Origin of the sequence: Leucothrix mucor DSM 2157 (genome assembly GCF_000419525.1) — a bacterium.
Taxonomy (GTDB): domain Bacteria; phylum Pseudomonadota; class Gammaproteobacteria; order Thiotrichales; family Thiotrichaceae; genus Leucothrix; species Leucothrix mucor.
Genome location: NZ_ATTE01000001.1, coordinates 4,131,349 through 4,150,941, shown reverse-complemented (window position 1 = coordinate 4,150,941; position 19,593 = coordinate 4,131,349). Strand labels below are relative to the sequence as shown.

Sequence of the window (19,593 nt, the reverse complement as noted above, 5' to 3'; positions counted from 1 at the left end):
ATTTGCTCGCCGCTGTTATACCTTGCGACCAAGCATACGGCTTAGTGTGCCGTCTTTGTCGATGAACTGATGCTTCAGCGCGCCAGCAACGTGTAATAACAGCGCCAGAATAATCAGGTTAACCGATTGCACGTGAACAAAGTGACCTAGGCCAGACATCCACTCAATTTTCTCACCAGCTGCCAGTAATTGGATACCAAAAAACTCCAGCGCTCTACCGCCACCAATCGTCATAATGATTCCAGACAACGGCATCGATAAGGTGGCGATGAGTAACAGGTAGTGGATTCCTTTAGCCATGATTGCTTGCCACTTAGGCATCACGCCAATACTACTAATCGGGCCTTCTTTAAAGCGCCAGAGTAATCTGACAACGGCAATGGCAAATACAATAATACCCAAGGACTTATGAGTGGCTAGTAGCTCGAATTTTTCAGGGCTTCGTGCGAGGTCTTCGATATAAAGACCCAGACCTAACACACCGATAAACAACAGGCCGGTTAGCCAGTGAAGGGCAATGGTTGGTTTTGATAATGATTGGCTCATGACGCGTAATACCTAAAGATTTAATCGTTAGGTGAATTATGACGGTTTGGCCAAATGTTTTCGATGGGTTGGGCTGTAAAGCTATGTAAATACAATGTGTAGAAACACCCTCTCTTTGTAATCACAATTAGAGAGGGAGCTGTTTGATTTAGTTAAAACATACCATTGGTATGAGGCATATCCTCATCTGCAGGCACCGACTCAACCACATCCCAATGCTCAACCAGCTTGCCGTCACGCACCCGTAAAATATCCACGACAGCAGAAATACCTTGATCGGAAGTCACTTTTGAATACGCCACAACAAGATCATTCTGAGCGACGACATATTTTATATCATAGCAAAACGAAGGCATTTTACCGCTGGCAAAAGCGGCCGAAACCGCTGTTTTTCCATCGGCAATCAAAGGGTTATGCTGCACATAATCTTCGTGCACATACTTCTCCAGTGCCTGATCTATTTCGCCACCGTTGAAAGCCATATTCAGAAAATTAGTGACCGTTTTTTTGTTCGCCTCTTCTTCTTTTTGCGTGTAGTTAACTGGGCTGTCTGTGAATTTAGAGTGAGCCTCAGTCTCAGAGTGACCCGATACAGTTTTTTCAGAGAGTGCTTGGCGGATATCCCAATGCTCGGAATATTTTCCATCACTATCAAAACGCATCAAATCTACAATTTTGCTAGGGCCCGTTCCATCGCCACGGTTTACTTCTCTAAACATCATCAGAAAACTGCCGTTATCGAGGAACCCATGTGGACCAAGCCAGGTTTTAGTTTTGAAGAGAAGCCTTCCGGTCTATTAGTCAATAAGCCCCAGACCGGCTCCCACCCATCCGCTAAATCAGGGCTATGTTGGACGTAAGAATCGGAGGCGATAGCCATAAACCCTTTAAAGTCCTTGGCAGCGCCTGCTTTGAATCCAGCTTGTAACACAGCGAGTGAGCGCTCCCGACTGTCTTGTCCTCTATCCGAAATATAGGAGATGTCCTGTGCGCAGACTTCTGCCGCCTGAGCGGATACTGGTACTAGGGCGATGGAGCTTGCCATAACAACGGTGGACAACGTGGCTTTGAATATTTTTTTCATAATCGTTTACTCGTGTGTGTCCGCCATATTCATATTGTCCGCATAAGTTAATGTACCGGTATGAAAGAACGGTTCCAGCATTTGAAAAATGGGTAGAGGTACCGAGGGAAATATCAGATTCTATTGAATGGGGATGAGCTTATTCGCTATTTAGGCGGGGAAAAACAGTCCGAGACTCATAAACATTATGAGCGAGATTGATGGGTTGGTGAAGATTGTCCTATCAAATTGGTAAAATGCTCGAAGTGGCTCAGCACTATGCTGAATCGAAAAATCTGGCATACCCAAAGAGCATTTACGAAAGCCTGATCACAGCCTATCTTGATGATGTCGAAAAGTATGCAGATATGGATACAAAGGCCACCGTGATTCAAAGCTCGTTTTATGAGGCGGGCAATCGCGGCAGGTTTCGGATAACCTAATTCCAGCTCTAAAAATATTTCAGAAGCTATGGCAGTACTGGAGAAAGCGCCGCGCTTATCCTATCATCACTCAACTGCCATTAACGCCCAACTTAAAAAACCACCGAAGTTACAATTACTAGATATCCCGCAAACGATTTATACAAGAATAAAAAAAGGCTGCAATAAATGCAGCCTCAGACTGCTGACAAAGCTCTAGCCATTTGGCTGGCGCTTTTTCATAATGGGGAATGTTAAAAAACCGACCTCAAACCCAATCTGAACTCGAGTTTGTCTGCATAGACCAACTCGTCCCCACCGATCATTTACTGCGTAAGATCGATACCAGCGTCGATTTCACCTTCATCCATCCTCTCGTCAAACACCTTTACTGCCAAGACAACGGTCGCCCAGCATTAGATCCAACACTTCTGTTCAAGCTACTCTTTATCGGCTATTTATTTGGCGTCCGCAGTGAACGCCAACTGATTCGTGAAGTGCAAGTTAATGTTGCTTACCGTTGGTTCTTAGGCTTAAGCCTGACCGACAAAGTACCGAATGCGTCGACATTGAGTCAAAACCGGATACGCCGATTTAATGAGTCTGATGTGTACCAGAATATCTTCGACAATATTGTTGAACAAGCCATGAAGAAGCGGATGGTGAGTGGCCGGATGCTCTATACCGACTCCACTCATTTAAAAGCCAATGCGAATAAAAATAAGCACTGTAAAGTCCTTGTGCAACAAGAACGACAAGCTTACCTGGATGATTTAGACGAAGCGGTCAGGGAGGATCGTATTCATCATGGGAAAAAGCCTTTACCCGCCGTCAAAAAGTCAGCAGCTGAGCGAGAAATTAAGCAAAGCACCACAGACGCTGATAGTGGCTATATGGTGCGTGATGGCAAACCAAAAGGCTTCTTTTACCTGGATCATCGTAGCGTAGACAGTCGCTGTAATATCATTACCGATGTGCATGTAACGGCAGGTAATTGCATGACGCCGTTCCTTATCTGGATCGCTTGAAAAGGCAAAAAGAGCGCTTTGGTTTTGCTATTGAATCCGTTGGTTTAGACGCGGGCTACTTCACCGCAGCGATCTGTAAAGGCTTAGAGGCTCGTCAGATTTATGCTGTCATAGGCTACCGTCGGCCAACCCATAGAAAGGGGTATTTTTACAAGCGCGAGTATCGCTATGACGCATCAGAAAACCACTACACGTGTCCGGAGGGTCAGGTATTAGAGTATGCAACAACCAGTCGGGAAGGCTATCGTCATTACCAATCTGATCCAGGTCATTGCGCTACGTGTGCCAGCAGGGAAAAGTGCACACGCAGTGCCAATCATGTCAAAACAATCACTCGCCATGTCTGGGAGGACAGTAAAGAACGCATCAATCAGCATCGTTTAACGAACGAGGGAAAAGCTATTTATGTCAGAAGAAAAGAGACCGTTGAGCGTAGTTTTGCGGATGCAAAGCAGCTTCATGGTTATCGCTATGCTCAATTTAGAGGGCGAAGTAAAGTACAGGCGCAATGTTTAATGGTTGCTGCGGCTAAAAATATGAAAAAGATTGCGTTGATGGGAAAATAGGCTCAGTTCAACGTATTTATTGGATGATAAAGTGCAAGGGATGAGCCTGAGCCCCTCAGTAGATCTTCTCGTTGCAATGACGGACTTGATTTTTAAATGATGAGAGAAAAGCTATAAGGTTGCCGATTACCCTTAAAAACCAATAAACCCCAAAAAAGTATTGGGGTTTATCAGCAGTCTGGGCTGCAATAAATGCAGCCTTTTTCATAAGCGCTTAAGTTAAAACTTAAGAAGCTTTCTTAGTTGTCGCAGCTTTAGCAGCAGGTGCAGCCTTCGCTGGAGCCGCTTTAGCAACTGGCTTTGCAGCCGGAGCAGCTAATGCTTCCTGACTTGAAGCAACCGCTTCTTTAGTAGCAGCAACGACTTCCTGACTTGCATCAGTCACTAGCTTCTTAACTTCAGTTGCGTACTCTTCGCCAATCTTTGCAATCGCTTTGCCATCTTCAGCCAAGCTTTCCATTACTTCTTTAACAACATCAGCTTGCTTCTCGAAGTAAGCTTTAACGCCGTCAGCGTCTTTCAGCTCAATCGCCGCTTTTGCATTGGCAATGCTCATTGCGCTGTACTTATGCATCAGCTGTGTGTTCAGAGCGATCAGGCTCTCTGTCTTTTGGATTGACAGTGCGGTCAGCGCCTTAGAAGGAGCCATTGCTTTTTCAAAATCAAATGCTTGCATCATTTCTATATCCCTCGGTCAACTAACAAAAATTAAGCGGCTTTAGAAACCAGCTTTTGAACTTCAGCAGTGTACTCACTACCGATCTTAGCAACCGCTTTGCTGTCTTCAACCAAGCTATCCATCAGGTTCTTAGCAACATCGCCTTGCTTAGTGAAATATTCTTTTGCTGCATCAGCGTCTTTAATTTCCATAGCCGCTTTTGCATTCGCCAGAGTCATCGCGCTGTACTTGTTCATCAGTTGCATGTTCAAAGCCATCAGGCTCTCTGTCTTCTCGATTGCTAATGCAGCCATTGCCTTAGAAGGAGCTAATGCTTTTTCAAAATCAAATACTTGTGTCATGGCGTGGTGCCTCTATATAAATTAAACAATTCTTACTAACTGATCATCAGTTAGTGCTGCAGTGCAGCAAGTGAAATTAATATAGCAACGGAGATGCTGCGCCGCAACATATATTAGTTGATGGCTGACATTAAATTTAATTAACCCACCCTTTATCGAGAAAATAAACCCGCTCAACGCAAACCCATACACAAAACTTATCGAAAACTTGCTGGCTGATACACTAACCCGATAACTAAATAATAATGCCCCCTCAATATGAAATTACTGTTATCCCTCCCGATTATTTTGATCTCATTACTGGCGCTATCAGGCTGCGGTAGTTCGTCATCATCAAGCTCGTCCGGTACTAGCACTCCGGTATCTGTTACGGCAACCACTCAGGCCTCACCCAGCACATCAACGCCAACGCCAACGCCAACGCCAACGCCAACGCCAACGCCAAGCGTACCGGTTGTGACAGCGCCGCAAACAGCTGATTGGCATAAAGTGGATATGCACTACGGGTTACTTTATGGGCAATCACATATTTGGGAAGAGACCGGTGGCTACTTACCACTTGAAGTCAGTAGCAATGCTTACGCCGGCAGCAAGACGATCACTCTGGATAACACAACGGGCTTATTAGAGAATCAGCTGATCACCTATCGCGGCAGTGATAACCAGTACTACACTGCACAAATTCAGGCGATTAATAATGACCAAATTACGCTCAATGCCGAACTAACCTCTAATGTATGGGCCGGCGAGTCAGCATGGAATTTCTATGACGACCCTTCGCATGCGAACTACCGAGGCTCTCAAGCAATAGCGGATTACGCAGTGCGACGCATTGGCTATGGCAACCTCAACTTCGGTAAGCATGTGTTGTTTGGTGATAGTTGGTTTAGCCATGGCACCATTCGCGATCGCTTGGATGAGCGACTCAGTAATGCGCAAATAACCAATCTGGGCGTTGGCGGAAGAACCAGCACCAACTTACTGGATGCCTTTGATAGTGAAGTTACAGCGTATGCAGCAGACTTCGTTTGGATCATTACCGGCACCAATGACTACTGGCAATCGATATCAGCAGCGACCTACAAGCAAAACATGCAAGCGCTGATCAATAAGATCCAAGCATTGGGCGCGATGCCAATTATTATTGACTCCTCTGTCGCGCCGAAGCACTACGGCAGCGATCATTTAACCTTGTTATCGCATGATTATGTCGCCGCATTGCAAGCAATATGGAATGGTAATTAAACACTGTTCAAACTTACTTATATCGATAGGCTTGATTTTAACTTACGCTTCACTACAATGACCGAAGCCGATACTGGCTCAACGTGATTACACACCCAATTCAGGAGATATATACATGCACCAATCAGGACTCAATCCAATCAACTGATCTCCCGCTTGACTGCCGGGAGACGAAATACCGTCATCCAGCAATCAATGCGCTAACAGTAGTTGCATGTATTAAGCCTCGGATGACTCTGTCTCCGGGGCTTTTTTGTATCCGGATAAAAAGAAAATAAGGGTCAGTTATGCCTGTTAAATTTACGCTCAATAAGGGCAATGTTCCGGTAAAAATTTATACCGACGAGTTCGATAGTGGATCACTCGACCAGCTGGGTGCTTTATCTCAGCTGCCATTTATTCATAGCCACATTGCGGCCATGCCGGATGTGCATGTTGGGATTGGCGCCACGGTTGGTTCGGTGATACCAACTAAAGGTGCCATCATTCCTGCTGCAGTCGGTGTGGATATTGGTTGTGGCATGAATGCGATTCGTTTATCGCTGAAAGCTCATCAGCTACCCGATAGCCTACGACAAGTGCGCAGCGCGATTGAAAGCAATGTGCCGGTAGGTTTTGATTCGCATAAATACAATGCAGTTAAAGCCTCCACGCTTAAGCAAATGGATAGTGGGCTAAAGCCCATTATCGATAAGCACCCCGGCCTCACTAAAATGATGAAGCACTTTCATCATGCTTGGGGTAAACAGCTTGGCACACTCGGTGGTATGACGGTGAGTTAGGCATTATTCCGGGAAGCATGGGCGCGAAATCGTTTATCGTGCGCGGACTGGGTAATGAGACTTCGTTCTGCTCCTGCTCTCACGGTGCAGGCCGCTTAATGAGTCGCAGCAAAGCGAAAAAAATGTTTAATGCAGATGATTTGATGAAACAAACGGATGGTGTTGAATGTCGAAAGGACAAAGGTGTCATGGATGAAATCCCCGGCGCTTATAAAGATATCGATGCCGTAATGGCTAATCAGTCAGACTTGGTTGAGGTGGTTCACACCTTAAAGCAAGTAGTCTGCGTGAAAGGTTAAACCAGCCAATTAACACCTTAAAGGAGGTTTATTATGGCCAAAGCAAAGCGGCATAAGCCGCGCAATCCCGTCGCCATGGCGCCCATTATGCGCAAAGGCGGCATTCATGAAAAAAGTCGTTCTGGTGAACGGCAACAAGGAAAGCAGAAGCTCAAGCAGCTTGTGTCCAAGGTTGAGGCCGGATTGTCCGGCCTTGATTTTATCTGCCATTTACGCCCCGCCCCACTTTCGTTATAAGCTATAAAAACCAACAAAAATTCCCTTCTACTACTTACAGCACCCGCCTCATCCGCTACTATCAGGAAACACACTATTACTCTGAGGCGCGCATGCACCAACATATGAACTGCACCGGTTGCTATAAGAAAATGCTACCCCGAGTGCTCAATGAAACACCCGCCACCTTATTTCGCTCACGCCAAATCCAATACTTTTGCTCGCTCTGTGGCCACGAACAAACCGAGACCGGCGGCGAGCTGCGCCCTTGGTTTAAAAAAACCTTAATCGTAATAAGTCTGTTTGTATTGGTCACAGTCTTTCTTTATGCCATATAATTAAAGAATAGCGACTTGCGGAGGCCCTTTCCGCACCACAGATACGAGGTTATGCTAAATGCCACAAAACGCGTTTGATGCAAAAGATTTTCGCCGAGCCCTAGGCCAATTCCCTACAGGCGTCACCGTCATGACGACCGTTGATGAAAATGGCGACCCGGTCGGTATGACAGCCAGCAGCTTTAACTCTGTATCAATCGACCCGCCACTGATTCTCTGGAGCATCGGCCACGAAGCGCACGGCTTAAAAGCCTTCCGCGAAAGTGAGCACTTCTCAGTGAATATCCTTAGTAATCAACAGATTGACCTGTCGAATCGCTTTGCCAGTCGCGGCACGGATAAATTTAAAGACATTGAATACAGTAATGGCACGGTTGGCTGCCCGTTATTTGAACGTTGCGCAGCGCAACTGGAATGCCGAACCTGGAAAACCTACGACGGCGGCGATCACACCATTATTGTTGGTGAAGTACTGAGTTATAAGCACAGCCCCAGCAGCTCGGCGTTAGTATTCCATCATGGTGCTTATGCGGTGCCAAGTCAGCATCCATCAACCATGCGGCATGGCCCTGCGGTTGAGCCAGAAGGCTTTACCGGCGACTTTATGTTGTACCTGATGCGCGAAGTACACACTCGTTATGGCTCACAGCTGTATCCTAAGTTCATGCAGGAGCATGGCATCACCGCTGAGGAATGGCGTGTGCTTTCCATGCTGAGCGATCAGGAAGGCGCGATGGCCATTGAAGATATTGTGCCGGTAGTGCTGCAGCCGGTTGGCCGACTACGTGATTTACTGGAGTGGATGGCCGAGAAAGGTTATCTGGCCTTTGATGGTGAGCAAAAAGCATCACTGACCGACACCGGTAAGGTGCTTTCGAATGACTTGCTGACTATTGCGAAGGAACATGAAGATTCGGTGTTGAGCCAATTGGATGAGCCTGCACGTCGCCAGTTAAAAGACTCTTTGAAAAGCGTCATCAAGCAACTGGATAACCTAAAGTAATCTATTTAGGCTTTAGCTAAGCGAATACTATTTCAGGCTAAGCGCTGTTTTACGAAATCACCGATGCAATCAATGGCTTGGTTGGCTTGTGGTAAAAACGGCGCAAAGCCCTGAAATACATGTGGCATCTCATCCCAGATTTGCAAGCTCACATCACAGCCATGCTGCTCTGCCAGCCATGCCAAGCGCGTTGACTCATCCAGCAATACCTCAGCATCACCAACCTGTAGTAATAGCGGCGGGAAATTCGTGTAGTCACCATAATACGGCGAGACATACTTATCTTCGATATCCTGACCTTGCGGCAAATACAGCGCCTGTAATGCTTCAAAAATCGCAGGATGAATAATCGGGTCAACTGCCGCACGGCTTTTAATCGAGTCACTGCTGGCGGTAAAATCTGTTGCTGGAGAGAGCGCAATCACCGCCTCCGGCATCCGCTTTGATAAATCCTGCAAGCGAAGCGCACTACTTAATGCTAAATTGCCGCCGGCAGAATCACCACAGATAATGGCTTTATCCGCAGTTTTTGCGCCATTCGGACCATTCTCCAGCATCCACAAATAGGTATCGCAGCAATCATGCAGGCCAGCCGGAAACTGATGTTCCGGAGCCAATCGGTAATCAATCGTCATCACCGCACAACCCGTTGCACGAGAAATGCGCGATGCTAGGGCTCGATAGCCTTTTGCCGAACCTGAAATCCAAGAGCCACCGTGAATATAAATCATCCGATAATCCGGGTTGGCATTCTCAGCCAGCACCCATTCAGCAGGAACGCCACCAGCATCAACCGCTGTAAAACGGCCTTCCAACGCTGCCGTGCTCGAGTCAACCGCGAAATACTCCTCGATTAACGCCCGACGCGCCGGCAAATCACGCAGCAATTCATACATGCGCACACGAATAGATTTCAGATGCTCGATGACTTGCTGCGTTTGTTGATTCATGTGGTAATTAGCACTCGCACGGCCTGAATTTCTAACGTAGCCCGCGAAAGGTGCTCCTCTGCTTGTGTAATTTGGTCGGTGAAGTAGGCAATTTCTTCATCGCGAATCGCAGGGTTCACCTTCTGCAATGCCCGCAAACGAGATGCTTCAGACTCCAAACGATCACGGTTAGTTTTGGTTGCCGCTTCAATTAGGGCCGGTAAACGTGCCTGTGCCAGCGCATCCGCTTTTTCAACAATCGCCTCAATATCCGCACGAATTGCCGCAATACCGGCTTGAGCCGTTGCCTTTTTTACGCGCTCGTAACGCTCATTGATGATTTCATGAGAGATCTTGTCAGCGTAGTCATTACCTTTAGCCGTCAGCAACAAGCGCATTGGCGACAGTGGCAAACTACTTTCAAGCTGCAATGATTTCGGCGCAATACAACGCGTCGTGTAGATCACTTCCAGCAACAAAGAGCCCGGCTGTAGACCTTTAACCGGCAAAGTGCCGACGGTCGCATTACCCAAGTCACCACTAATAATCGAGTCGATCGCATTCTCGATCAGTGGATGTTCCCAGCTTAAGAATTCAATATCTTCACGGCTTAGCGCGAATTCACGGTCAGTGGTGACGGTCATATCGCCATCACTCAAGCCAGGGAATACTTCGCTCACCATTTGCTCAGTAGGTCGTAAAATCAACGCATGCTGTGAGTGGAACTCCTGATCAATATTGAAGCAATCAAAGAACTGATCCAAATAAACGTCCAGAATTTCCGGTGCTTCCACTTCTTCAACTTTGGCAATTAGCTCAGCAGCGACAGTCTTGTTACAGGAATTAATCTCAAGCAAACGGTCGCGACCCTGCTCCAGCATTTCACGCATTTTATTGGTGTGGCTTGCGGTATCAGCAATTAAATCGGGCAATGCGTCATCAGCTTGCTCTAACTGCTCCAGCAACTCTGTTTCAAATTCTTCGTAAATTGCTTTACCAACCGCGCAGCTCTGGGTGAACTGGTTCAGACCTTCCTGATACCACTGGAACAACACGGCTTGGGCGCTGTCTTCCAAATAGGGCACATGAATTTGAATGGTATTTTTCTGGCCGATACGATCCAGTCGACCAATACGCTGCTCCAACAAATCAGGATTGAGCGGCAGATCGAATAAAATCAAATGCTGTGCAAACTGGAAGTTACGACCTTCACTACCGATTTCAGAACACACTAGCACTTGTGCGCCATTTTCTTCATCAGTGAAGTAAGCCGCAGCACGGTCACGCTCGACCACTGACAGCCCTTCGTAGAAAGCGGCACTTCGAATACCGGCACGCAATTGCAGATAACCTTCCAAAGCAACAGCCGTATCGGCATGCGCACAAATCACCAGCGCTTTAGCTGGGCGCAATGCTTTAAGTTTCTCTTCCAGCCATTTAACGCGTGGGTCACTACTTAACCAAATCAACTCATCGAACTGAGCTTCTGGTGTCAGACCACCTACACCCTGCAAATCTTCAACACCATAAATCGATGGCGCTGGCAGCGGATAACCATGCACTTCACGCACTGGGAAATCAGGAATGGCAGCGCGCGTATTACGAAATAACACACGACCGGTTCCGTGCTGATCCAGCAATTGACGAATCAAACCAGACACTGATGGTGCAGGCTGATCCGCATCAATATTAATATAGGATTTGAGTGGCGCTAATTGCTCTGCACTCAGCTCAGTATCCGCAGGCAATGCCAGCAAAGGCTGCACGACTTCATTCAAAGCCTGATAACCGGCTTCTTCTTTGCGGAAGGCTTCAAGGTCATGGAAGCGAGATGGATCTAGCAAACGCAGGCGTGCAAAGTGACTTTCAATACCCAACTGCTCTGGCGTTGCAGTCAGCAATAACACGCCCGGGATTACTGAAGCTAGCTCCTGAATACATTGGTATTCATCGCTGGCTTGCTCAGGTGACCACTCTAGGTGATGCGCTTCATCCACAACTAACAGATCAAAACCGGCATCCCGAACTTGTTGTTGGCGAAGTTCTGACTGCGCCAAAAAGTCCAGACTGCACAGGATTAACTGCTCAGACTCAAACGGATTAACATCTGGAACGACGATATCTAAAGGATCACCACCAAACAGATCATCCTCATCATCTTCAACTAAGCGCGCTTCATTAAAGATAGAGAAATTCAGATTAAAGCGGCGGCGCATTTCAACCAACCACTGATGGACTAAAGATGGCGGCAGCACCAAAATGACTCGACTGGCGCGTCCGGTTTGCAATTGTTGGTGAATAACCATACCAGCTTCGATGGTTTTTCCCAGTCCAACCTCGTCGGCCAGCAGTACGCGTGGCGCATAACGCTGAGCCACTTCATTGGCGATATAGACTTGATGAGCCAGCAAACTGGTGCGCGAACCGAGTAAACCGGTGACGCCAGATTGCTGCAATCGGTGTTTTTGATGGAGTGTTTTAACGCGTAGCTGGAACACATCACCGCTATCTAGCTGGCTGCTAAACAAACGCTGTAATGGAGAGGTGAACTGAACAAAGCAATCCAACTGCAATTCCGGAACGATGTGCGACTCGCCAGCGGTATCAGAGGCGAAGTAGATTAGCAGGCCGTTATTTTCTAATATTTCTTCTATAATCAGCTGTTTGCCGTCTTGCGTGGCAATTTCATCACCGACTTTATAGATTACCCGGCTAAGTGGCGCACTTTTAGCGGCATAAGAGCGCTCTTCTTCTACTGCCGGAAAGCTCACGGTAATGAGTCGGTCGGCAACCGATGAGACAATACCTAATCCTAACTGCGCTTCGGTATGACTGACCCAACGCTGACCTGCTACAAAATCCATAACGGCGTACTTCTCTCTTTAGTCTATTCTCGATTCCGGCGCAACTTTACCAAGTCTGCCTGATAGTGCAATGTTAACCGAGAATTTGTTGCGATTGATGTAATTTTTTCATCCCCTGTAAATCTTTATAGACGTTATGCTATTTATTCCCCCTTCTAGTATGGAGACGCGTCGGGGTTTAACCTATAATCACGCTATTTATTCGGCAGATCCGCTTTTGTTGCCTTGTCACTTCCTGTGACCGGGTGCAAATTCATCAGGAGTAACCATGGACCACCAGCCCCAGAAGAAAGAACCTATAACACTGTACCTGTTGATTTTTGGTGCCGTTATCTTGGCACTAACTGTTTTTGCTCTGGTGAACAACCTCGGCAATACAATTTCAAGTAACAGTGTTGACACTCAGGCTAAAGATGCCTATTTCCAACAAGCCATGCTTAAAGTATTAGAGCCAGTTGGCAGTGTAACGGCTGTCGATAAGACGCTTGCTCCTGTTGAGCGCTCTGGTGAGCAAGTTTATGCAGCAGTTTGCGCAGCTTGTCACGCAACTGGGTTACTGGGCTCACCAACTCTTGGTGACAAAGTAGCTTGGGCACCACGTGCAGCCGCTGGATTATCAGCGTTGGTCACTTCAGCAATTAACGGAAAAGGCTCAATGCCAGCCCGTGGTGGTGATCCTAGTGTTACCGATGCAGAAATTCGCTCTGCAATCCTACACATGACTAAGGACACTGGCTTGGATATGGACGCACCCGCTGGTGCAACTAGCGCGGAAGCGGCTCCAGCAGCAGCGACAGAAGCACCTGCGGCTAGCACTGAAGTTGCGGCGGTAGCGGCTCAGGAAGCAGCTCCTGCCGTCGTAGCAGCAGTGGCAGGCCCTTCAGGTGAAGAGGTTTATGGCAAAGCATGCGTTGCTTGTCACACGACGGGACTACTAGGCTCTCCAAAACTTCACGACAAAGCTGACTGGGAGCCACGTGCAGCAGTTGGTCTGGATGCACTTGTGACCTCAGCGATCAATGGCAAAGGCGCAATGCCAGCTCGTGGCGGCAACCCTGCAATTACGGATGAAGAGATTCGTGCAGCCATTCTGTATATGGTTGAAGGCACTGGCCTTGGCTTAGAGCCTGCAGCAGCTCCAGAACCAGCAGCCGCAGCCCCTGAAGTAACCAGCGCAGTAGAAGCAGCACCGGTCGTTAATATCGCAGCAGGTATTGAGACCTACGCGGCTAATTGCTTCGTTTGTCATGATACTGGTGCAGCGGGATCTCCAAAGCTAGGTGATAAAGCCGCTTGGGCACCACGTATCGCCAAAGGTCAGGAAGCGCTTTATGCTTCTTCAATTAACGGTTTAAATGCAATGCCTGCTAAAGGCGGCAACCCGTCATTAGATGAAGACACCATTAAAGCCGCTGTTGACTATATGATCAGCGCTGCTCAGTAATACAGGCTAACCCAAGGAGTTTAGACATGACGCTGACCGACAATATAACGTTTATGGTACAACTGGCACTGCGTGAAGACGTGGGTGACGGTGATCTCACTGCTGATCTCATTGCAGCAGATACCATGGCAGAAGCCACCGTTATTTGTCGGGAAGCGGCCGTGCTTTCCGGACGTGCTTGGTTTAATGAGGTGTTCAGGCAAGTTGATTTAAAAGTCATTGTCGAATGGCACTTTGAAGATGGCGATCACGTTCCTCCTGATGCCATTATTTGCTCCTTACACGGCCCTGCCCGCTCTTTATTAACGGGCGAGCGTGCTGCGCTTAACTTCGTGCAGACTTTATCTGCCACGGCAACTCAGACCAATCGTTACGTTCAGTTATTGGCTGACACCAAAGCGCGCATTCTGGATACCCGCAAAACACTTCCTGCTTTTCGTTTAGCACAGAAATATGCGGTGACTTGTGGTGGTGGTAAGAATCATCGCGTTGGTCTTTATGACATGATTCTGATTAAAGAGAATCACATCATGGCGGCTGGTTCGATTACCAAAGCCATCGAAACTGCCCGCAAACTGCACCCTAATGTGAAAATTGAAGTGGAAACCGAAACACTGGCTGAGTTTGAAGAAGCCTGTGCGGCAGACGCGGATATCATTATGTTGGATGAGTTTGATCTGGATACGATGCGCCAAGCGGTTGAGAACAACCCCAAGAAAATCCCACTGGAAGCTTCTGGCGGCGTTAACCTAGATACGGTTCGTGCGATTGCTGAGACTGGCGTTGATTTGATCTCAGTTGGTGAGATCACCAAGAACATTGACGCCATTGATCTTTCGATGCGATTTAAACACTGACCACTCCAAATTGTCATTTTTTGTGTCATATTCACACGGCACTGTCACTATCTGACAGTGCCGTTTTTCATTTCAGCCTCTGCATAATTCTAACACTCATATAAAACAAGCACTTAGGAAAATCACAAAGTTGGCACGACGATTGCAGCCTACTAATTAGGAACACAATAATAATAACAACATGGATAGATGCTAGACCCGAGACAGAAAAGAACCTGATGGCTAATAACTAACAAAATTAAATCAATAATAAAAATAATATCAGGATACTAATAATAATATATCTGCTCTTTCTCACTTCATAAGCGCCACTTTTCCCCCGGAAAGTGGCGTTTTTGTGTGTGGTGCACAATAAAATCACCATTGGTCCATTAATTTATCTACGCTGAACCCTCGACCTGATTGTGTTTTATCACTTAAAACGCGTAAAATCGGCAATACTTTTTTTGACACCCCACTACTCATTAATATTATTCGGGGAACCCATGGGCAAGGTTGCATGATCGAACTGCAGGATGTAAGTAAAAAATACCCAACAGGACAGATTGCACTCTACAACGTCAATTTGAAATTACACAAGGGTGAAATGGCCTTCCTGACCGGACACTCCGGCGCGGGAAAGAGCACACTATTAAAACTCATTGCGCTACTGGATCGGCCAACGCGCGGCAAAGTACTGGTCGATAATTTCGACATCGGACAGCTTAAGCGTAATCAGATTGCCAACTACCGGCGTAGCATCGGTGTGATTTTTCAGGATCACCACCTGCTTTCTGATCGCAATATTTTTGACAATGTGGCCTTACCGCTGATGATTTCGGGTATGCGTCAGGCGGATATTACGCGCCGCGTGCATGCTGCATTAGATAAAGTGAATCTGATGGCTAAGGAGCTAGATTATCCGATGATGCTGTCTGCCGGGGAAAAGCAGCGGGTTGGTATTGCGCGTGCGGTGGTTAATAAGCCCAGCATAATTCTTGCCGATGAGCCAACCGGTAACCTTGATCCGGGACTTGCCAGCGACATTATGCAAACATTCCGTCAGTTTAATGATTTGGGCGCAACGATACTAATTGCCAGCCACGATCAACCGCTGATTGAAAGCATGGGCAAACGTATTATCTCCCTACAGAAAATAAAAAGCAGGTGAGCACGCAATGAGCAACTCCACGAATCAGGCAACCTCACCGCTTCGCAGCCGCTTTAGTCAGCATCAGCAGGCGTTTCGTTATAGCCTTGCACACCTCTGGCAAAACACCCTCTCGACCTGGATTACACTGGCCGCGATTGCGATTGCATTATCCCTGCCTGCCGGCTTGTATATTTTGCTGGATAACCTGAAAACACTGACGGATGACAAGCGCGAAGTGCCAACCATCTCGGTGTTTATTAATCAGAATATCACCGCACAGCAAGCACAGGATCGCGCCGAGCTGATTTCCGAGATTAAAGATATTGAGAACGTCAAACTCATCAACAAGGATGATGGCCTCAAGCGCATGCAGCAAATTTCTGGTGTTCAGGAAATGATTGATACGGTTGGAGAGAATCCACTTCCACACGTATTAGTCGTTACGCCGCGCATGAACTTATTTGGTGATCCGGGCGTAGATCTTGAGGATTTAGCACGTCGACTGGAGAATTATCCGGAAGTCGATTTTGTGCAAATGGATATTGAGTGGGTGCAACGCTTACGGGCTATTTTGCATATTGCCGAGCGAGTGGTATTGGTTGTTGCCGTGCTACTTGGCATGACGGTGCTCTTGGTCGTCGGTAATACCATTCGCCTGAATATCGAGAATCGCCGGGAAGAGATTGAAGTCTCACAACTGGTTGGTGCAACCTCCGCCTACATTCGACGCCCCTTCTTGTATGGGGGTGTTTGGTATGGCTTATTTGGAGGTGTGCTAAGCTTAGTAATTGTGCATTCTGCGCTCCTGTTTTTGATCCGGCCAGTTGGTAATTTGGCCGCACTGTATGGTGGGGCTTACTCTGTTACCGGGCTTGGTGCATCGGTTACGTTAGTGATTCTGATTAGTAGTAGCCTACTCGGCCTATTAGGCGCATGGATTGCCGTAAGCCAACATTTGAGTCGTCAACTGACACAGGAAACCTGATCTCCGAATTATGATTATCAAGCAGCTCCCGCCTCACCTGATTAATCAAATCGCCGCCGGTGAGGTGGTAGAGCGCCCCGCGTCTGCCATTAAAGAGTTATTAGAAAATGCGCTGGATGCTGGCGCAACGCAGATTGATATTGATATCGAACAAGGTGGCGTCAAACGTATTCGGGTTCGGGATAATGGTCGCGGAATTGAGAAAGATGATCTCGCTTTGGCGCTGAGCCGCCATGCCACCAGTAAAATTGCATCACTCGATGACCTCGAAAGCGTTCTATCCTTCGGTTTTCGTGGTGAAGCGTTACCGAGTATCGCATCAATCTCCCGCCTGACCGTTAGCTCCAGACATGAAAGCGCAGACCAAGCATGGCAACTCCAAGGTAGCGGACAGGAAATCTTTGATGAGCCGGAGCCTTCTGCACAAACAGTGGGTACCACCATTGATGTCCGGGATTTGTTCTTCAATGTCCCTGCCCGCCGTAAATTCCTAAAAACGGAAAACACCGAGTTTCGCCACTTAGAAGACGTCGTAAAGAAGATGGCACTAAGCCGCTTTGAAACGGGCTTTACGCTACGCCACAATCAAAAAGCTGTGTTGAATTTGCGTCCGGCAACTACTCTGGAAATGGCAGAACGGCGCATTGCTGAAATTTGTGGGCCTGCTTTTACTGAGCAATCCATTCGCGTGGAACATGAAGGCGCTGGCTTGCGATTAAGTGGCTGGATTGGTTTGCCGACTTTTTCGCGCTCTCAGGCAGACCTACAATACTTTTACGTAAACCAACGTATTGTGCGAGATCGCGTAGTGACTCATGCGGTACGCCAAGCGTATCAGGATGTGCTGTATCACGGCCGCCATCCCGCTTATGTGCTATTTCTGGAAATTGACCCGACCAAAGTGGATGTAAATGCGCACCCTACTAAACATGAAGTTCGGTTTAGAGAGTCCAGCCTGGTCCATGGCTTTTTATATCGAAGCCTACATAAAACCTTGGCCGACCTACGCCCTAAAGACCAACTTGCTGACCAACCGGCGCCAGCCAATAGCATTGAGAGCTTAGCGACTGCGACCACTCAGTACTCCTCACTCTCAGAGCAACAGCCGCTGCATATTCCAGTGCGCGAGCAAGTTGATCTATACCGACGCTTGCATGGCAACCCTGAGCAAGTCAGTAACGATTCTGCGCAGTCACAGCAGCCTCAAAGTGCGAGCTACAATATAAATTCCGCAACAACTTTGCCTGGCAGCGGAGCAGCTCCTGATAACCGTTTCTCCATGCCGGTACAAACCAATCCTGCTGAAACGGGCGAAGTACCACCTCTTGGTTTTGCAGTGGCGCAGTTACACGGTATTTTTATCCTGTCGCAAAATGCTCACGGACTGATTATTGTCGATATGCACGCCGCACACGAGCGCATCACTTACGAATACCTGAAACGCAGCATGGCGGCAGATAGCATTCGCTCTCAGCCCTTGCTGGTACCAATGGCTATTTCAGTCAGCAAAAAAGAAGCCGATTGCGCCGATATACATAACGGCACTTTCCAGAAGCTAGGCTTTACGCTGGATCGCTTATCGCCTGAAAAATTGACCATTCGAGCAGTGCCTAGCCTACTGAAAAGCTCGGACGTGGAAAGCCTAGTTCGTGATGTATTATCCGACCTCCTCACCCACGGCAGCAGTGAGCGCATTCAACAAGCCATGAACGAAATTTTATCGACCATGGCCTGCCACGGCTCAGTTCGCGCCAACCATCGCCTGACTGTTCCTGAAATGAATTCGTTATTACGGGATATGGAGCGCACAGAGCGCAGCGGGCAGTGTAACCATGGCCGCCCAACCTGGACCCAGCTCAGTCTCGACCAGCTGGACAAACTGTTTATGCGGGGACAATAAGATGCCATCAGACAAGTCAGCCTTGCCACCGGCTATTTTTATTATGGGCCCTACCGCATCGGGCAAAACCGATTTAGCAATCGACCTTTGTGACAACTACCCCTTTGAGTTAATTGGTGTCGACTCGGCCCAAATCTACAAAGACATGGATATCGGCACCGCTAAGCCTGATGATGCCACACTGGAACGAGCGCCTCATCGCTTGATTAGCTTTTTAGACCCTTCAGAAAGTTACTCTGTTGCCGAGTTTAGAAGAGATGCTTTGGCTGAAATGAAAGCCATTACCGAAGCGGGCAAGATTCCGGTCTTGGTTGGCGGCACCATGCTCTATTTTCGTGCTTTGGAAAATGGCTTAGCTGACATGCCTGATGCCGACCCTGACATACGCGCAGCACTCACCCAAGAAGCCGAAACACATGGCTGGCAAGCCCTACATGATCGACTGACACTTATTGATCCGGTTGCTGCAGCCCGTATCCACCCAAATGATCCACAGCGCCTACAACGCGCTTTAGAAGTTCATCAATTAACCGGCCTGACGTTAACTGAGCATCATAATAAAGCCAAAGCCGATGCACTGGAGTATCGAGTACTTAAGCTGGCATTGATTCCATCAGATAGGGAATGGCTCAGACAACGCGCCGCATTGCGCTTTGAACTGATGTTAAAAGCCGGCTTCCTCGATGAAGTGAAAGCCTTGTATGAACGGGGCGACTTACATGAAAAACTACCGTCAATTCGCTCTGTTGGATACCGTCAGGCGTGGGATTACTTGGCTGGGAATACTGACTTTAACGAAATGCAGAATCGTGCTATCGTGGCGACGAGACAGCTGGCAAAGCGGCAGCTGACTTGGTTGCGGTCTGAGAAAGGAATCTCATCGTTTGATACTCTCAAGTACGACATATCATTGATTAAAGCTAAAATTGATGATTTTTTGTCGGACTAGAGCGG

The 19,593-nt window shown here is 47.7% G+C and carries 21 protein-coding genes; 14 read left to right on the top strand and 7 right to left on the bottom strand.

Features of this window, described 5'->3' with window-relative positions; translation table 11 throughout:
* Nucleotides 1–15: 15 nt before the first annotated feature.
* The 3 genes from LEUMU_RS0118885 to LEUMU_RS0118875 all read right to left on the bottom strand — a co-directional run bounded on the left by LEUMU_RS0118885 (nt 16) and on the right by LEUMU_RS0118875 (nt 1,630).
* Nucleotides 16–546: a cytochrome b gene (locus tag LEUMU_RS0118885; protein ID WP_022953866.1), complete on the bottom strand. Its 531-nt coding sequence runs from the start codon at nt 544–546 to the stop codon at nt 16–18.
* Between the two features lie 152 nt (nt 547–698).
* Nucleotides 699–1,268 carry a nuclear transport factor 2 family protein gene (locus tag LEUMU_RS26845; protein WP_022953865.1) on the bottom strand — a complete coding sequence of 190 codons (570 nt, stop codon included), beginning with the start codon at nt 1,266–1,268 and terminating at the stop codon, nt 699–701.
* On the bottom strand, nt 1,268–1,630 hold the full coding sequence (locus LEUMU_RS0118875; RefSeq protein ID WP_022953864.1) for a hypothetical protein: 363 nt from the start codon (nt 1,628–1,630) through the stop codon (nt 1,268–1,270). Before LEUMU_RS0118875 ends, LEUMU_RS26845 begins: the two co-directional genes overlap by 1 nt.
* A gap of 215 nt (nt 1,631–1,845) precedes the next feature.
* Between LEUMU_RS0118875 and LEUMU_RS0118870 the strand changes: the two genes are divergently transcribed.
* Complete coding sequence (locus LEUMU_RS0118870) at nt 1,846–2,052, top strand: hypothetical protein (protein WP_022953863.1); 207 nt, start codon at nt 1,846–1,848, stop codon at nt 2,050–2,052.
* Between the two features lie 230 nt (nt 2,053–2,282).
* Nucleotides 2,283–3,625, top strand: a protein-coding gene (locus LEUMU_RS26840) for an IS1182 family transposase (protein ID WP_245570708.1) whose coding sequence is annotated in 2 segments (ribosomal slippage) — nt 2,283–3,024 and nt 3,024–3,625 — 1,344 coding nt in all. Because the reading frame shifts where the segments join, the coding sequence is not laid out codon by codon here.
* Nucleotides 3,626–3,851: 226 nt separating this feature from the next.
* Here LEUMU_RS26840 and LEUMU_RS0118860 read toward each other — a convergent pair.
* Together LEUMU_RS0118860 and LEUMU_RS0118855 are read right to left on the bottom strand one after the other, a co-directional pair.
* Nucleotides 3,852–4,304 carry a phasin family protein gene (locus LEUMU_RS0118860; protein ID WP_022953862.1) on the bottom strand — a complete coding sequence of 151 codons (453 nt, stop codon included), beginning with the start codon at nt 4,302–4,304 and terminating at the stop codon, nt 3,852–3,854.
* A gap of 29 nt (nt 4,305–4,333) precedes the next feature.
* Nucleotides 4,334–4,645 carry a phasin family protein gene (locus LEUMU_RS0118855; protein WP_022953861.1) on the bottom strand — a complete coding sequence of 104 codons (312 nt, stop codon included), beginning with the start codon at nt 4,643–4,645 and terminating at the stop codon, nt 4,334–4,336.
* A 258-nt stretch (nt 4,646–4,903) separates the two neighbouring features.
* Between LEUMU_RS0118855 and LEUMU_RS0118850 the strand changes: the two genes are divergently transcribed.
* The 6 genes from LEUMU_RS0118850 to LEUMU_RS0118835 all read left to right on the top strand — a co-directional run bounded on the left by LEUMU_RS0118850 (nt 4,904) and on the right by LEUMU_RS0118835 (nt 8,528).
* On the top strand, nt 4,904–5,890 hold the full coding sequence (locus LEUMU_RS0118850; RefSeq protein WP_022953860.1) for an SGNH/GDSL hydrolase family protein: 987 nt from the start codon (nt 4,904–4,906) through the stop codon (nt 5,888–5,890).
* A gap of 287 nt (nt 5,891–6,177) precedes the next feature.
* Nucleotides 6,178–6,672 (top strand): RtcB family protein, encoded by a 495-nt coding sequence (locus LEUMU_RS29445; RefSeq protein WP_051156070.1) that lies wholly within the window; start codon nt 6,178–6,180, stop codon nt 6,670–6,672.
* 17 nt (nt 6,673–6,689) lie between these two features.
* Nucleotides 6,690–6,971, top strand: coding sequence for an RtcB family protein (locus LEUMU_RS29440; RefSeq protein ID WP_051156069.1), 282 nt, complete (start codon nt 6,690–6,692; stop codon nt 6,969–6,971).
* A 33-nt stretch (nt 6,972–7,004) separates the two neighbouring features.
* Nucleotides 7,005–7,208, top strand: coding sequence for a hypothetical protein (locus LEUMU_RS0118840; protein ID WP_022953859.1), 204 nt, complete (start codon nt 7,005–7,007; stop codon nt 7,206–7,208).
* A 92-nt stretch (nt 7,209–7,300) separates the two neighbouring features.
* Complete coding sequence (locus LEUMU_RS28835; protein ID WP_157474394.1) at nt 7,301–7,525, top strand: hypothetical protein; 225 nt, start codon at nt 7,301–7,303, stop codon at nt 7,523–7,525.
* Nucleotides 7,526–7,583: 58 nt separating this feature from the next.
* Nucleotides 7,584–8,528, top strand: a complete 945-nt coding sequence (locus LEUMU_RS0118835; RefSeq protein WP_022953858.1) for a flavin reductase — start codon at nt 7,584–7,586, stop codon at nt 8,526–8,528.
* 32 nt (nt 8,529–8,560) lie between these two features.
* Here LEUMU_RS0118835 and LEUMU_RS26830 read toward each other — a convergent pair whose 3' ends face one another.
* Nucleotides 8,561–9,478 (bottom strand): alpha/beta hydrolase, encoded by a 918-nt coding sequence (locus LEUMU_RS26830; protein ID WP_022953857.1) that lies wholly within the window; start codon nt 9,476–9,478, stop codon nt 8,561–8,563.
* Nucleotides 9,475–12,321, bottom strand: a complete 2,847-nt coding sequence (rapA, locus tag LEUMU_RS0118825; RefSeq protein ID WP_022953856.1) for an RNA polymerase-associated protein RapA — start codon at nt 12,319–12,321, stop codon at nt 9,475–9,477. The genes LEUMU_RS26830 and rapA overlap by 4 nt, the downstream gene beginning before the upstream one ends.
* A gap of 268 nt (nt 12,322–12,589) precedes the next feature.
* Between rapA and LEUMU_RS28285 the strand changes: the two genes are divergently transcribed.
* From LEUMU_RS28285 to miaA, 6 genes are all read left to right on the top strand, one after another.
* Complete coding sequence (locus LEUMU_RS28285) at nt 12,590–13,765, top strand: c-type cytochrome (protein ID WP_022953855.1); 1,176 nt, start codon at nt 12,590–12,592, stop codon at nt 13,763–13,765.
* 26 nt (nt 13,766–13,791) lie between these two features.
* Complete coding sequence (gene nadC / locus LEUMU_RS0118815) at nt 13,792–14,622, top strand: carboxylating nicotinate-nucleotide diphosphorylase (protein WP_022953854.1); 831 nt, start codon at nt 13,792–13,794, stop codon at nt 14,620–14,622.
* 499 nt (nt 14,623–15,121) lie between these two features.
* The gene (ftsE, locus tag LEUMU_RS0118810) at nt 15,122–15,772 is read left to right on the top strand and encodes a cell division ATP-binding protein FtsE (RefSeq protein ID WP_022953853.1); all 651 of its coding nucleotides are present in this window, start codon (nt 15,122–15,124) and stop codon (nt 15,770–15,772) included.
* A 7-nt stretch (nt 15,773–15,779) separates the two neighbouring features.
* Nucleotides 15,780–16,739, top strand: coding sequence for a permease-like cell division protein FtsX (gene ftsX / locus LEUMU_RS0118805; RefSeq protein ID WP_022953852.1), 960 nt, complete (start codon nt 15,780–15,782; stop codon nt 16,737–16,739).
* A gap of 10 nt (nt 16,740–16,749) precedes the next feature.
* Nucleotides 16,750–18,639 (top strand): DNA mismatch repair endonuclease MutL, encoded by a 1,890-nt coding sequence (gene mutL, locus LEUMU_RS0118800; protein ID WP_022953851.1) that lies wholly within the window; start codon nt 16,750–16,752, stop codon nt 18,637–18,639.
* 1 nt (nt 18,640) lies between these two features.
* Entirely contained in the window at nt 18,641–19,588 is a 948-nt protein-coding gene (gene miaA / locus LEUMU_RS0118795; RefSeq protein WP_022953850.1) for a tRNA (adenosine(37)-N6)-dimethylallyltransferase MiaA, read from the top strand.
* Nucleotides 19,589–19,593: the final 5 nt, after the last annotated feature.

Coding starts and splice junctions, on each gene's coding strand:
- LEUMU_RS0118885 (WP_022953866.1), bottom strand. CDS start 546: ATGAGCCAATCATTATCAAAACCAACCATTGCCCTTCACTGGCTAACC.
- LEUMU_RS26845 (WP_022953865.1), bottom strand. CDS start 1,268: ATGATGTTTAGAGAAGTAAACCGTGGCGATGGAACGGGCCCTAGCAAA.
- LEUMU_RS0118875 (WP_022953864.1), bottom strand. CDS start 1,630: ATGAAAAAAATATTCAAAGCCACGTTGTCCACCGTTGTTATGGCAAGC.
- LEUMU_RS0118860 (WP_022953862.1), bottom strand. CDS start 4,304: ATGATGCAAGCATTTGATTTTGAAAAAGCAATGGCTCCTTCTAAGGCG.
- LEUMU_RS0118855 (WP_022953861.1), bottom strand. CDS start 4,645: ATGACACAAGTATTTGATTTTGAAAAAGCATTAGCTCCTTCTAAGGCA.
- LEUMU_RS0118850 (WP_022953860.1), top strand. CDS start 4,904: ATGAAATTACTGTTATCCCTCCCGATTATTTTGATCTCATTACTGGCG.
- LEUMU_RS29445 (WP_051156070.1), top strand. CDS start 6,178: ATGCCTGTTAAATTTACGCTCAATAAGGGCAATGTTCCGGTAAAAATT.
- LEUMU_RS29440 (WP_051156069.1), top strand. CDS start 6,690: ATGGGCGCGAAATCGTTTATCGTGCGCGGACTGGGTAATGAGACTTCG.
- LEUMU_RS0118840 (WP_022953859.1), top strand. CDS start 7,005: ATGGCCAAAGCAAAGCGGCATAAGCCGCGCAATCCCGTCGCCATGGCG.
- LEUMU_RS28835 (WP_157474394.1), top strand. CDS start 7,301: ATGCACCAACATATGAACTGCACCGGTTGCTATAAGAAAATGCTACCC.
- LEUMU_RS0118835 (WP_022953858.1), top strand. CDS start 7,584: ATGCCACAAAACGCGTTTGATGCAAAAGATTTTCGCCGAGCCCTAGGC.
- LEUMU_RS26830 (WP_022953857.1), bottom strand. CDS start 9,478: ATGAATCAACAAACGCAGCAAGTCATCGAGCATCTGAAATCTATTCGT.
- rapA (WP_022953856.1), bottom strand. CDS start 12,321: ATGGATTTTGTAGCAGGTCAGCGTTGGGTCAGTCATACCGAAGCGCAG.
- LEUMU_RS28285 (WP_022953855.1), top strand. CDS start 12,590: ATGGACCACCAGCCCCAGAAGAAAGAACCTATAACACTGTACCTGTTG.
- nadC (WP_022953854.1), top strand. CDS start 13,792: ATGACGCTGACCGACAATATAACGTTTATGGTACAACTGGCACTGCGT.
- ftsE (WP_022953853.1), top strand. CDS start 15,122: ATGATCGAACTGCAGGATGTAAGTAAAAAATACCCAACAGGACAGATT.
- ftsX (WP_022953852.1), top strand. CDS start 15,780: ATGAGCAACTCCACGAATCAGGCAACCTCACCGCTTCGCAGCCGCTTT.
- mutL (WP_022953851.1), top strand. CDS start 16,750: ATGATTATCAAGCAGCTCCCGCCTCACCTGATTAATCAAATCGCCGCC.
- miaA (WP_022953850.1), top strand. CDS start 18,641: ATGCCATCAGACAAGTCAGCCTTGCCACCGGCTATTTTTATTATGGGC.